This window comes from Paraburkholderia acidipaludis NBRC 101816 (assembly GCF_000684975.1).
GTDB lineage: Bacteria > Pseudomonadota > Gammaproteobacteria > Burkholderiales > Burkholderiaceae > Paraburkholderia > Paraburkholderia acidipaludis.
In genome coordinates this window covers 52,836-64,850 of the sequence record NZ_BAXZ01000025.1, presented here as the reverse complement: position 1 = coordinate 64,850, position 12,015 = coordinate 52,836, and the positions used below count along the sequence as shown (strand labels likewise).

General features: G+C 64.0%; 15 protein-coding genes. 9 read left to right on the top strand and 6 right to left on the bottom strand.

Features of this window, described 5'->3' with window-relative positions; genetic code table 11:
• Nucleotides 1-56: 56 nt before the first annotated feature.
• The 5 genes from tssE to BAC01S_RS24640 form a co-directional block, all read right to left on the bottom strand.
• Nucleotides 57-542: a type VI secretion system baseplate subunit TssE gene (tssE, locus tag BAC01S_RS24660; protein ID WP_027797164.1), complete on the bottom strand. Its 486-nt coding sequence runs from the start codon at nucleotides 540-542 to the stop codon at nucleotides 57-59.
• 73 nt (nucleotides 543-615) lie between these two features.
• Nucleotides 616-1,119 carry an Hcp family type VI secretion system effector gene (locus BAC01S_RS24655; protein WP_027797163.1) on the bottom strand — a complete coding sequence of 168 codons (504 nt, stop codon included), beginning with the start codon at nucleotides 1,117-1,119 and terminating at the stop codon, nucleotides 616-618.
• A gap of 72 nt (nucleotides 1,120-1,191) precedes the next feature.
• Entirely contained in the window at nucleotides 1,192-2,682 is a 1,491-nt protein-coding gene (tssC, locus tag BAC01S_RS24650) for a type VI secretion system contractile sheath large subunit (protein WP_027797162.1), read from the bottom strand.
• A gap of 24 nt (nucleotides 2,683-2,706) precedes the next feature.
• Nucleotides 2,707-3,222 (bottom strand): type VI secretion system contractile sheath small subunit, encoded by a 516-nt coding sequence (gene tssB, locus BAC01S_RS24645; RefSeq protein WP_027797161.1) that lies wholly within the window; start codon nucleotides 3,220-3,222, stop codon nucleotides 2,707-2,709.
• Nucleotides 3,223-3,261: 39 nt separating this feature from the next.
• Entirely contained in the window at nucleotides 3,262-3,945 is a 684-nt protein-coding gene (locus BAC01S_RS24640) for a tetratricopeptide repeat protein (RefSeq protein ID WP_027797160.1), read from the bottom strand.
• A gap of 309 nt (nucleotides 3,946-4,254) precedes the next feature.
• On the opposite strand from BAC01S_RS24640, the gene tssJ reads away from it, so the two are divergent.
• The 6 genes from tssJ (at nucleotide 4,255) to bfr (ending at nucleotide 9,652) form a co-directional block, all read left to right on the top strand.
• Nucleotides 4,255-4,878 (top strand): type VI secretion system lipoprotein TssJ, encoded by a 624-nt coding sequence (gene tssJ, locus BAC01S_RS24635; RefSeq protein WP_043203577.1) that lies wholly within the window; start codon nucleotides 4,255-4,257, stop codon nucleotides 4,876-4,878.
• A gap of 109 nt (nucleotides 4,879-4,987) precedes the next feature.
• Entirely contained in the window at nucleotides 4,988-6,334 is a 1,347-nt protein-coding gene (gene tssK / locus BAC01S_RS24630; protein WP_027797158.1) for a type VI secretion system baseplate subunit TssK, read from the top strand.
• The gene (gene icmH, locus BAC01S_RS24625; RefSeq protein WP_027797157.1) at nucleotides 6,331-7,116 is read left to right on the top strand and encodes a type IVB secretion system protein IcmH/DotU; all 786 of its coding nucleotides are present in this window, start codon (nucleotides 6,331-6,333) and stop codon (nucleotides 7,114-7,116) included. Before tssK ends, icmH begins: the two co-directional genes overlap by 4 nt.
• Before the next feature lie 46 nt (nucleotides 7,117-7,162).
• On the top strand, nucleotides 7,163-7,606 hold the full coding sequence (locus tag BAC01S_RS24620; RefSeq protein ID WP_027797156.1) for a hypothetical protein: 444 nt from the start codon (nucleotides 7,163-7,165) through the stop codon (nucleotides 7,604-7,606).
• Nucleotides 7,607-7,717: 111 nt separating this feature from the next.
• Complete coding sequence (locus BAC01S_RS24615; protein WP_027797155.1) at nucleotides 7,718-9,016, top strand: L-fuconate dehydratase; 1,299 nt, start codon at nucleotides 7,718-7,720, stop codon at nucleotides 9,014-9,016.
• A gap of 159 nt (nucleotides 9,017-9,175) precedes the next feature.
• Nucleotides 9,176-9,652, top strand: coding sequence for a bacterioferritin (gene bfr / locus BAC01S_RS24610; protein ID WP_027797154.1), 477 nt, complete (start codon nucleotides 9,176-9,178; stop codon nucleotides 9,650-9,652).
• A 19-nt stretch (nucleotides 9,653-9,671) separates the two neighbouring features.
• On the opposite strand, the gene BAC01S_RS24605 is transcribed toward bfr, so the two are convergent.
• The gene (locus BAC01S_RS24605; protein ID WP_027797153.1) at nucleotides 9,672-10,073 is read right to left on the bottom strand and encodes a hypothetical protein; all 402 of its coding nucleotides are present in this window, start codon (nucleotides 10,071-10,073) and stop codon (nucleotides 9,672-9,674) included.
• A gap of 130 nt (nucleotides 10,074-10,203) precedes the next feature.
• Between BAC01S_RS24605 and BAC01S_RS34845 the strand changes: the two genes are divergently transcribed.
• The 3 genes from BAC01S_RS34845 to BAC01S_RS24595 all read left to right on the top strand — a co-directional run bounded on the left by BAC01S_RS34845 (nucleotide 10,204) and on the right by BAC01S_RS24595 (nucleotide 12,009).
• Nucleotides 10,204-10,419, top strand: a complete 216-nt coding sequence (locus tag BAC01S_RS34845; RefSeq protein WP_156954534.1) for a hypothetical protein — start codon at nucleotides 10,204-10,206, stop codon at nucleotides 10,417-10,419.
• A gap of 262 nt (nucleotides 10,420-10,681) precedes the next feature.
• Entirely contained in the window at nucleotides 10,682-11,155 is a 474-nt protein-coding gene (locus BAC01S_RS24600; protein ID WP_027797152.1) for a carboxymuconolactone decarboxylase family protein, read from the top strand.
• The gene (locus BAC01S_RS24595) at nucleotides 11,152-12,009 is read left to right on the top strand and encodes a sigma-70 family RNA polymerase sigma factor (protein ID WP_027797151.1); all 858 of its coding nucleotides are present in this window, start codon (nucleotides 11,152-11,154) and stop codon (nucleotides 12,007-12,009) included. Before BAC01S_RS24600 ends, BAC01S_RS24595 begins: the two co-directional genes overlap by 4 nt.
• Nucleotides 12,010-12,015: the final 6 nt, after the last annotated feature.

Here is a 12,015-nt window from a genome sequence, read left to right as displayed (position 1 = left end):
TTCGTTGCCGGATCCGGAACCGCCGCCAGGCGGCCCGGTCCGCACGGCGTCGCACGTTATAGCGCCTTGGCGGCGCGCGCGCGCGTAACCGAATACTGCAGCGTGGAAGGCTGCAGCATCGCGTCGAAACTGACCGGCTCCTCGGCCGGATGCACGATCAGCAGTGCCTGGATCGCGAAGTAAAGCGCGTTGGTCGACTGCCGGTGCAGTTCGAGCTTGACTTCCACGTCCCGCAGGCGCCGCTCGTGCCGCTCGATGGCACGCCTGATCGAATCGCAAATGAACGTGCGATCGTAATGACTCGCGAGGCTCAGCCCCGCGAAGTCGTTGAGCCCGTAGGTCAGCACCGACTGCTGGCACTCCGGAAACGCTTCGAGAGCGAGCTCCGTGAACGCAATGCGCGCGTTGAGAATCGCCTCGACGTCGCGCGCCACCGTGTTCTTCAGCTCGTCGAGCGAGAGCTGCCGCATGGCGGCCGAAGCGGGCTGGTGAGGTTCGTCGTCGTACAGCTTGTCGAGAAAGCTCGGTTCGAAACGTTTCATCGGGCAGCGCGCAAAATGCAGGCGGCAACGGGGGCGCGGCGGTCCTCCGCGCACTCCGCTGCCGCGAGCGACATCAGACCGCGTAGGTCTTGTCGTTCTTCGTGAGGCTCCAGGCGCCCTGCGTGTTGCCGCCCTGGTTGCCGCCAATCTTCTGCTGCGTCTGCTTCCACTGCACGGCCGCGTACTTGAGCGAGAACGTCTCGGTCGGCAGGCCTTCCTGCTGCACGCTCGGCGTGACGCTCGAAATGATCACGTACTTGAGCTTGACCTCGAGGTACTTCACGCGATTGCCTTCGCCGTCCGCGCGCATGAAGTCGATCGTCACTTCGTCGAAGGTCGTGCCGCCCGAAGCGTGCTGGTACAGCAGCGGGCTCGACGAGTCGATCTCCTTCGTGAAGACCATGTCGCCGTGCTCGCAGCGCTCCGACGTATGGCCGCCGGCCGTCGAAGCCGTCGCCGAGCGCGGCTGGACGATCGAGTGATCCCAGGATTTCAGTTCGATCCATCCGGAGTGGTCCTTGTCCGCGGACTCGCCCTTGATGGCGGGATTACCGAACTTCAGATACATGTCTAGCATGGCGCATCGCTCCCCAGAGAGGTGGTTTTAACGTCCTGCCCGGGGTTACGCACCCGGGCATACCCGTTTCGCTTATGAATTTGCCGGCTTGGGCAGGTCGGCGACCAGACGCAGAGAAATCGAGAGTTCGTCGAGCTGGAAGTGCGGCCGCAGGAACGCGACCGAACGATACGAACCCGGCTTGCCCGGAATCTCCGCAACCTGAACGGAAGCCTCGCGCAGCGGAAATTGCGCCTTCTGTTCCTGCGTCGCGTTGTCGTCGAGCAGCACGTATTGCGAAATCCACCGGTTGAGGAACGACTCGACATTCTGCGCGGAGGCGAAACTGCCGATCTTGTCGCGCATCATCGCCTTCAGGTAGTGCGCCACGCGCGATACCGAGAAGATGTACTGCAGCTGAGCGGACAGAACGGCATTCGCGTTGGCGCTGTCGGTGTTGTATTTCTTGGGCTTCTGCACCGACTGCGCAGCGAAGAACGCGGCATAGTCGGAATTCTTGCAATGCACGAGCGGGATGAAGCCGAGGTCGCTCAGCTCCTTCTCGCGGCGGTCCGTGATCGCGATTTCGGTCGGGCACTTGAGCGCGATTTCGCCGTCGTCGGTCTTGAAGGTATGCGTCGGCAGATCCTCCACCAGACCGCCGCCCTCCACGCCGCGAATCGCCGCGCACCAGCCGAAGTCGTCGAACGCGGCCGTGAGGCGCGCGGCGAACGCCCACGAGGCGTTGCACCACAGGTACTTGTTGTGATCGGTGCCGTCCACGTCCTCGACGAAGTTGAAGCGCTCGGCAATCTGGCCGTCCTTCGGATTGAACGGCAGGCGGCCGAGGAAGCGCGGCAGCGTGAGGCCGACGTAGCGCGAGTCCTCGGAATCGCGAAACGACTTCCACTTCGCGTACTCGACCGTGTCGAACACCTTGCCCAGATCGCGAGGTTTGCCGAGGTCTGCGAACGATTCGAGCCCGAGCAGCTCCGGCGAGGCCGATGCGATGAACGGCGCATGCGCGGCCGCCGCGACGTGCGACATCTGGTCGACGAAATACAGGTCTTCGGGCTGGCGCGAGATTTCGTAATCGCCGATCAGCGTGCCGAACGGCGCGCCGCCGAAGGTGCCAAACTCTTCTTCATAGACCTTCTTGAAGAGCGCGCTCTGGTCGAACTCGGTCGCCGCCTTGAAGTCGCGCACGAGCTCGCGCTTGGGCGCATGCAGCGCACGGATCTTGATCTGGCTCCCCGTGTTGCTTTCCTTGACCAGGTAGTCGAGGCCGCGCCAGGTGCTCTCCAGGCGCTGGAATTCGGGGGCGTGCATCACCGCGGAAAGCTGCGTCGAAATCAGCCGGTCGAGCTCCGCGACACGCGCGTCGATCGTGGCCGAAAGGTTGTCCGACACGACCACGGTGCCGTCCATCACCTGATGCACGAGCTCGCCGATCAGATCTTTCGCGCGCGCATGCTCGGACTCGGACTTCGCCACCTTGCTCTTCTCGACGATCTCGTCGAGCAGCGTCGTCCCGGCAGCATAATCCGCTTCGCCCGTCTGGACCGCCGCCCCTTGCTGATTCAGCTGGTTCATCTCGGCACCCCGTCCTTATTCGTCCTGTGAGTCGCTGCCCGCATCTTTCGCGAGCGCCTGCAACTGCTGCGTGTTCTTCAGCACTTCGCTCAGCAGATCCTCGAGCCGGTCATTGCCGGCGAGCTTGTTGCGCAGATCGGCCAGCTTCGAGCGCGCCTCGAGCAGGCGCCGCAGCGGCTCGATCTGCTCGACCACCTCGTCGGGGCTGAAATCTTCCAGCGCGCGGAACTTGAGGTCGACGGCAAACTTGCCGCCTTCCTGGCTCAGGCGGTTCTCCACCTGAAACGCGGCGCGCGGCTCGATCGCCTTCATGACGTCGTCGAAGTTGTCGCGGTCGATACTGACGAACTTACGGTCGCGCAGCTTGGGCTGCTCGATTTCGGACTGCCCCGCGAGATCGCCCACCACGCCGACGACGAACGGCAGCTCCTTGACCTCGATCGCGTCGCCCTTCTCGACCTCATAGGTCAGCTGCACGCGCGGCGGCCGCACCTTCTGCAAGCGCTTCTGAATGCTTTCTTTCTTCGCCATCTGCGGCTCCCGTAGCTAGTCTGGTCGTACCACGCGCGCTCAGCGCAATGCGCTGAACGGATCTCCGGCCTTCGCAGGCGCCGGCGCCTGTGCCGCTGCCGTCGGCGCTGCGGCGGCCGGCGCCGGATTCGCGGGCGCCGCGGCGGACGTCGCTGCATCGGCGCCCGACACGGCGGCCGGCGCCTTCGCATGACGGACCACGCGACGGCGCTTCACGGGCTGCTTGGGCTGCTGGTCGGGCGGGAACAGCTCCGATTCGCCGAGCGTGTCCCGCAACTGGACCGCCAGCGCCTGGGCATCCGACTTCGCATCGCCCTGGAGCGCAGCGTCGTCGCGCAGTTCGCCAAGCGACTGGGTGGCGATGCGCAGGCCCGAAACGGCCAGCACGCTCTTCGCCGTGCGGTCCGTCTGATCGCGCTGCAGCGCTTCCTGCGCGGCGACGATGGCCTGCCCGTAGTGGTTCTGCGAGAACTGGATCTGCGCAATGCGCGACCACGGCTCTTCGCGAGTCGGATCGGCCTTCGCCAGGTCCTGGTAAAGACCGATTGCCTTATCCTGGTCGCCCGCCTTCGCCACGGCGTCCGCATCGGCAAGCTGCTTGTTGAACTGGTCCGCGGTGGGCGGGACATTCTGTTGCGTGGACGCGCAACCGGCCATCACGGCGCAAGCCATCCCACACGCCGCCATTACCCCGGAAAATCTTGTAAACAAACGGTTTTTCATCGTTCTTTCACCGATGCGCACGGATGAAGTTTAAAGTTGGATATCGGTTCTTTTGCTTTTTGAGATGCGCCGGTATAGTACCGGTGATTTTTTCATAATTCAATCTTCGCGATCGAGTAAACCTTTATAAATAGTGCGGACGTCCGGCAAAGGCGGTCCCCAATATACTGGGCGATGCATTACGCATTAGATGGCCCCGCAATATTTACTTGGCAAGCAAACTACGCCCGATTAATCGGGAAAAATTTTCCTGAACCGCTACCCGTTAGTTGTATGCGCAATCGAGACCAGGACCGAGACCAGTACAAAATGGCGGCACGCCGAACCATCCTCAACGCCCATCTGCGCCGCCATGCGCTGCCGCTCGCCGCCTGTGCGTTGCTGGCGGGCTGCGCGGCCGCCCCGCTCCTCGGCACGGCCGCAAGCGCGGTCATGCAGGTGGCCGGCGTCGGCAAGAGCGACGCGCCGAAGCCGCCCCGCAACGTCGGCATCACGCTGTATGCCGCGCAGAACCTCAATGCGGCGACCGACAACAAGCCGCTCGCGCTCGTCGTGCGGCTCTATGTGTTGAAGGATCCGACTTCGTTCCAGCAGGCGCCTTTCGACAGCTTTACCGATCCCGACAAGGAAAAGAGCGTGCTGGGCGCCGACCTGCTAAGCGTGCGCGAAGTTACGCTGATTCCCGGCCAGCGCTATACGGCGACGGAGAAAGTTTCACGCGACGCCCAGGCTTTTGGGATAGTCGCACTCTTTAGGGACCCTGCTGTCCAGCGCTGGAAATTGACCTTCGATCCGGCAAAATCGGAGAAATCCGGCATAATCATCGGCCTGCATAATTGCGCGATGACGGTCACGGACGGCAGTGTGATCGCCCCCGTCCAGGGAATGCCGTCGCAGCCGCTCAATATGCTTTCGTCGGTTAGCTGTGGTTAGCCCACGACCGAGTAAAATCAATGTCGATTTACAAAATTTAACAACTGAGCATGCAATTCGGGGGGCTCGACTGCCGATCGCCCTGCTTCATTCATAAACCAGGTGTGACATGAGTTATTCGGCCAAGGTGCTGTGGGGAGAAGGACTGTTCCTGCGGCCGCAGCACTTCCAGCGACAGGACGCTTACCACGAAGCGCGCCTGTTCGAATCGATCCAGGCCATCCAGCCTTACAACTGGGGCGTGCGCTCGGTGGAGTTCGAGCGCGACTCGCTCGCGAGCAACGTGCTGCGCGTGCGCGAGCTTTCGCTCGTGTTCCAGGACGGCACGCTGTATTCCGCGCCGCAGGCCGACAGCCTGCCGCCGCCTGTCGCGCTCGACACGCTGCCGGACGGCATCAACGACTTCGTGTTCTATCTGGCGCTGCACCCGCTGCGCGAGAACGCCACCAACTACAGCGACGACCCGGACGGCGGCTTCCGGACACGCTTCGTCAGCGAGCGCTCTAGCGTCGGCGACAACTTTACCGATGCGGCCTCCGCCGACATCGACTTCCTGAAAACGCAGGTCAAGCTGATCGCCGAAGGCGAGCCGCGCGATCAACTGCTCTCGGTGCCGCTCGTGCGGGTGCGCCGCACGGCCACCTCGGGCTTCGAGATCGACGACAACTTCGTGCCGCCCAGTCTCGCCATCAACGCCTCGCCGCTCCTGACCCAGCGGCTGCGCCAGCTGATCGACGCGCTGCAGGCGAAGGTCAACGCGCTCTACGGTTTCCATCGCGAACCGTCGAAGAACATCATCGAGTTCCGCTCGGGCGACATCGCCTCGTTCTGGCTGCTGCACACGGCGAACGCCGCCTTCGCCGCGCTCGCGCATCTGCATCAGCATGCGTCGCTGCATCCCGAACGGCTCTTCCAGGAACTGCTGCGTCTCGCGGGCCAGCTCATGACGTTCTCGAAGGGCTACGCGCTCGCCGACCTTCCCGTCTACCGCCACGAGGATCCGGGCCCCGGCTTCGCGCTGCTCGACACGATGCTGCGAGAACTGCTCGAAACGGTGATCTCGACGCGCTACTTCGCGATCACGCTCGACGAAGTGCGGCCGTCGTTCCACGTCGGCCGGCTCGACTCCGGCAAGATCGACGACAAGACCGCGTTCTATCTCGCGGTCTCGGCGGACATGCCGAGCGTCGAGCTCATCGACGCCGTGCCGGGGCGCTTCAAAGTGGGCGCGCCCGACGACGTCGACAAGCTCGTGCTCTCGGCCATGCCCGGCGTGCGGCTCACGTACACGCCGCAGGTGCCGCCCGCCATTCCCGTGCGGCCGGGCGCGTGCTACTTCGCCCTCGATTCGCGCGGCGCGCTCTATGAACGCATGCTGCAGGCCCAGTCCGCGATGATCTACGCGCCGTCTGGCATCAACGACCTGAAATTCGAACTGATCGCCGTCACCTCATGAACTACGCTCCTTCCCTGCTTGGCGGCAGCACGCCGCCGCCCATGCGGCCGACGGCCTCGTCGACCGACAACGCCTTTCAGGCGCGCTCGCTGCTCGACTTGCTGTACGACGGGTTTTTCATGCTGTTCCTGCTGAAGAACGGCCGCGAACCCGAAAGCGCACAGGCCTTCAGCACGCGAATCCAGGAGTTCCTCACCGAGTTCGAGCGCGGCGCGAAGCGGCTCAATATCGCAGCCGACGACGTGTACGCCGCCAAGTTCGCGTTCTGCGCGGCCATCGACGAGCTCGTGCTGTCGTCGCAGCTCAGGATCCGCGCGGACTGGGAGCGCCGCCCCCTGCAACTCGTGCTGTTCGGCGAGCAACTGGCCGGCGAGAAGTTCTTCGAGTATCTCGAGGAGTGCCGTTCGCGCGGCGCCTTGCGGCTGCAGTCGCTCGAAGTGTTCCACATGTGCCTGCTGCTGGGTTTTCGCGGCAAATATCTGCTCGAAGGCCCGGAGAAGCTGGCCTATCTGACCGCGCGCATCGGCGACGAAATCGCCCACCTGAAGGGCAAACGCGCCCCGTTCGCGCCGCACTGGCCGCTGCCGGACCAGATCTCGCACCGGTTGAAGCGCGAGGTGCCGCTGTGGAGCATCGGCGCCGTGTTCGGGCTCGTCGCGCTGCTCGCGTTTCTCGGGCTCAACTCGTATCTGAAAGACCAGACGCTCAAGGCGCTGGCGCCCTACTCGCAGATCATCAAGGTCGGGCCCGAATCGGCAAATCTGACGATCTCGCTGCCTTGAGCGCAAGCCAGGGACTACTACCTTTTTATACGGCGGCACGTGAGCGATGACGGCGCGCTTCGACTCGTTCCCGCGTAGCACGCGGAGCGTCGTTTTGTGCGCCTCTATCGCGCTCTACGCCGTTTCGCTGTTTTTGCCCGCGATGTATTTCGAAAGGGAATCGCCCCTGCCCGGCGTCACGCTTCTCGCTCAGGGCTGGTTCGGTCTTGCGGACCTGAACCCCGCGTGGCTCGCCAATCCGTTTTACGCCATCGCCTTCGTGCTAGGCCTGCGCAGACGCTATGGCTACGCAAGCATTTTCTGCGGCGCGAGTATCGCCTGCGCCTTGTACTCGCCGCTGACACCGAAATGGTACTTCAGCGAGGCCGAGGGAACGCCCATCACGGGCTTCGGCATTGCCTTTTACGCCTGGCTCGCGGCACAAGCCGTGCTGCTCATCGGCAGCTTGCGCCTGCGCCGGGAAAGCGCCAATCCGCCCGCGAATCCCTAAGCCAGGCGAACTCTCGCCGCGAGTCGTAGAATCATTGGGCTGATCCATCCGCTTCGCCCGATCCCGACGGGCGAAACCGGGGCAAAACCCGCGTGCCGGCAGGAGGTTCCCATGACCACCATCACCGCGCTGTCCGTCAAGGACATCCGCTTTCCCACTTCGCGCTCGCTCGACGGTTCCGACGCGATGAACGCCGCGCCCGACTATTCGGCGACCTATGTGACGCTCGAAACCGACTCGCCCGCGGGGCTGACCGGGCACGGCCTGACGTTCACCATCGGGCGAGGCAACGAAATCTGCGTGGCGGCGGCGAAGGCGCTGGCGCCGCTCGTGATCGGCAAAACGCTCGAAGGGATCGCCGCCCATATGGGCGCGTTCTGGCGCGCGCTGACCTCGGACAGCCAGTTGCGCTGGATCGGCCCCGACAAGGGCGCCATCCATCTTGCGACAGCGGCCGTCGCGAACGCGGTCTGGGATCTGTGGGCGAAAGCGGAAGGCAAGCCGGTGTGGAAGCTGCTTGCCGATATGAGCCCCGAAGAACTGGTGCGCTGCCTCGACTTCCGCTACGTCACCGACGCCATCACGCCGGAAGAAGCCGTCGCGCTGCTCCATCGCCACGCCAGGACGAAGGGCGAGCGCGAGGCGCAAATGCTCGCGCAAGGCTATCCGGCCTACACGACGTCGGCAGGCTGGCTGGGCTACGACGACGCCAAGATCCGCCGGCTCGCCCGCGAAGGCGTGGCGAACGGCTGGACGCACTTCAAGCAGAAGGTGGGCGGCAACATCGAGGAAGACATGCGGCGCGCGCGCATCCTGCGTGAAGAGATCGGCGAGGACCGCAAGCTGATGATGGACGCCAACCAGGTGTGGGACGTCGACGAAGCCGTCGCGAACATGCGGCGACTCGCGGCGTTCGACCCGTGGTGGATCGAGGAGCCCACGAGCCCCGACGACGTGCTCGGCCACGCTGCGATCCGCCAACGCCTCCACCCGATCGGCGTGGCGACGGGCGAGCATTGCCAGAATCGCGTGATGTTCAAGCAATTGCTGCAGGCGCACGCCATCGACTTTTGCCAGGTCGATGCCTGCCGCCTGGGCGGGCTCAACGAGGTGATCGTCGTCCTGCTGATGGCGGCGAAGTACGGCGTGCCGGTATGCCCGCACGCGGGCGGCGTCGGCTTGTGCGAATACGTGCAGCACATCTCGCTCTTCGACTACATCTGCGTCTCGGCATCACTGGAAAACCGCGTGCTCGAATACGTGGATCATCTGCACGAGCATTTCATCGACCCCGTCGTGATCCGCAATGGCCGCTACATGCCGCCCCAGCAGCCCGGCTACAGCATCGAAATGCGTGCTGCGTCGCTCGCCGAGCACGCCTTTCCGGACGGGCCGGCGTGGCGGTCCTGAACCGGACGGCCGCGCGCAGGATCACGAGGGTCAGATGTTATGGACCACCTGAACCGGAACGGTTCGCTTTCCCGCCATCATTCGCGCCGTTTTCTTGCCTGGCGCCTATCCTGCAAGGAGACGATCGATCCGGACATGGGGCGGGAACGAGGAGAAAACATGAAAGCCGATCCAAAGGTTATCGAATATCTGAACGCCGAACTGAAACATGAACTCACGGCGATCAATCAGTACTTTCTCCATGCGCGGCTCTACGAGCACTGGGGGCTCGAGGCGCTCGGCAAACACGAGTACGAAGAATCGATCGAAGAAATGAAGCACGCGGACAAGCTGATCGAGCGCATTCTCATGCTCGACGGGCTGCCCAACCTGCAGGACCTCGGCAAGCTCCTGATCGGCGAAGACACCCTGGAGGCGCTGCAAGGCGACCTCAAGCTCGAGCAGACCGCGCAGGCCACGTTGAAGGAGGCGATTGCCTACTGCGAAACGGTGAAGGATTACGTTTCGAGAGAGATCTTCGTCGAAATCCTCGACGACACCGAAGACCACATCGACTGGCTGGAAATCCAGATCGAGCTCATCGACAAGGTCGGCATCCAGAACTACCAGCAGTCGGCCATGGGCAAGCCAGGCTGAGCGGCCGCGGCAAACGCGCTTACGGGTCGCAGCGCAAATCCTTCTTCTGCACCGCGATGATCGCGGGATAAGTGCCGTGGTCGAGTTCCACGTGGGCGACGACGGCCATCAGCGTGCTGTCGATGTCGTCGTACACGCTCACGCGCTCGCTGCGCAAATCGTCCACGCCCGTGCAACCGGACGTGCGGCCCTCGTCCGAGACCTGGCACTGGATCGGATGGTCCGCGATATAGCGAACCCGGTCGCGCTCGGGCAGCGAGAGATATTCGCGCATGCTCTGCACCGCGCCGCCGGCGCCGGTGACGTAGCCAATGCTGCATTGATCCGCCGACGTGACGCCGCTGCCGGATGCCTGGGCTTGCGCCCACGTGCTGGACACCGCCATGAGCGCTGCGATTGCCGATGCGAGAAGGTATTTCATGGCGCAATGAGTTGGGTGGCTCGAAGTGCAGAATTGTAGTGGCATCCGGCATAAAGTGCCCGGGCGCGCACAGGCTCGGTAATGGCCCGCCTGCCGGGAATCACGAGGTGGATCTTCGACGGCGACCGTCGTGGCAACTTCTGTGGATCGATCGGCTTCCGTTGGCAGCCCGGAACATCGACTTTACCGCCGACTGACTTACGTCGAATTGACCGTGGATCCGGAGAATCTGGCTTCGCGGAAGGTGATCGAGTCGTCCGGAGGCCTGCTGGTCGAGCGGTTCAGAAAAGCGGCTGCCTATGGCGGTACTGAAGCGCTGCGGTTCCGTATCGCCCCCGGCGGTTGAGCTTCCCAGCAACACCGCACGCGGTGGGCGCGCGAGCGGACTCGGGCAGGCCGGCACCGCGGAATATTGCAGCGTTTCTCACTGGCGGTTCCGGCGGGAGCCGCGCCGCCACGTCCGGTTCTGAACGTCACGCTGCGGCCGGAGCACCCGGTGCATCCCGCTATGCCGTGAATCGCCTGCGCGAAAATTTTCCGCCCCGATGTCACACATGCCACGCCCTGACTCGTCATATCACCGTCACCCTCACAAAGGAGATGGAACCATGACTGCCAGGCTCGACCCATTTGCCGTCGCCCCCGCCCCGATGAAGTCCTGGATGAGCACCTCGCTCGCCGTGGCCGGGAGCCTCGACCCGACCCTCGTATCGCTCGTCGAAATCCGCGCGTCGCAAATCAACGGCTGCGCGAACTGCCTTAACATGCATACGGTCGACGCACGCGCGCGAGGCGAGACCGAACAGCGCCTCTACCTGCTCTCCGCGTGGCGCGAAGCGCCCTGCTACACCGATCGCGAACGCGCGGCGCTAGGCTGGACCGAAGCGCTCACGCGCCTTTCCGAGGACCAGACGCTCGAAGACGCGCGGACTGCGCTAAGCGACCACTTTACCGAGGAGGAACAGGTGAAACTCACGCTGATGATCAACGTCATCAACGGCTGGAACCGCCTCGCGGTCGGCTTCGGACTATGGGTCGATCCGGCGGTGGCGAAGGCCATGGCCAAGGCGGCCGCCGCATGACCGAGGGTGACCTCGCCGCGGCCGCGGCGGGTTTCGACCCGCTGCGGCCCAAGCTGATCCGCGTCGCGTATCGCATGCTCGGCTCCGTCGCGGACGCCGAGGACATCGTTCAGGACGCGTTCCTCCGCTGGATCGACGTCGAGCGCGACGAGGTGCGCGTGCCCGAGGCTTTCCTGCGCCGCATGGTGATGCGCCTGTGCCTCGATCAGCTCAAGTCCGCGCGGCATCAGCGCGAAACCTATATCGGCCCGTGGCTGCCCGAGCCTGTCGTCGAGGAGGACGAGCAGGATGACGTTACGCTGCCGCTGCTGCTCGCGCTCGAACGTCTGTCGCCGCTCGAACGGGCCGCGTTCCTGCTGCACGACGTATTCGGGCTCGATTTCGAAGAGGTCGCGGCCACGATCCAGCGCGAACCGGCCGCCTGCCGTCAGCTCGCGGCGCGGGCGCGGACCCACGTGCGGGAATCGCGCCCGCGTTTTCGCGTGGAGAAGCAGCGCGGGCTCGAACTCGCGAAAGCGTTCTTCGCCGCCTCGCGCAGCGGCGACATGAGCGCGCTGGGCGCCATGCTCGCAGCCGACGTGAGCCTGCATGCGGATGGCGGCGGCAAGCGGCCGGCGGCCGGCCACCCGATACTCGGCTTCGAGCAGGTGATGAAGATCCACACTTATCTTGCCGATCTGTTCCGCAAAAAAGGCTCGACACTCGTGCGCGTGGGCTTCATCAACGGGCTGCCGGGCTTCGTCACGCGCGAAGCGGACGGCGAATTGCAGACCACGGCGCTCGATATCGAGGAAGGCAAGATCACGGCCATTTACGTCGTGCGCAATCCGGACAAGCTGCGGCATCTGCATTAGCCCATG